The organism is Pseudomonas sp. 5.2 (assembly GCF_059025405.1).
Genome location: NZ_JBYBHH010000074.1, coordinates 1 through 250, shown reverse-complemented (window position 1 = coordinate 250; position 250 = coordinate 1). Strand labels below are relative to the sequence as shown.

Sequence of the window (250 nt, the reverse complement as noted above, 5' to 3'; positions counted from 1 at the left end):
GACGCCAGTCAGCACTGCTGTGACCGACGAACCAGGCACGCCGGGCAACGAAGGTGATCTGGTCAAGGTGACCATCACCGCTGACCAGGTATCGGTCGCTGAGAACGTCAAACCGACCTTCACCGTCCACATCAATACTGCCCTGGCTCACGACTTGGTTGTGACGCTGAGCAACAATGCGGTTGTGACCATCAAGGCCGGTGAAACCAGCGCGCCGTACACCCACGACGCGCAAGGCGATGACGTCTAT

General features: G+C 59.2%; 1 protein-coding gene. It reads left to right on the top strand.

Annotated features, from left to right (window positions below):
• On the top strand, positions 1-250 hold a 250-nt coding region (locus AC5PZ0_RS28355), incomplete at both ends, for an immunoglobulin-like domain-containing protein (RefSeq protein ID WP_493856228.1).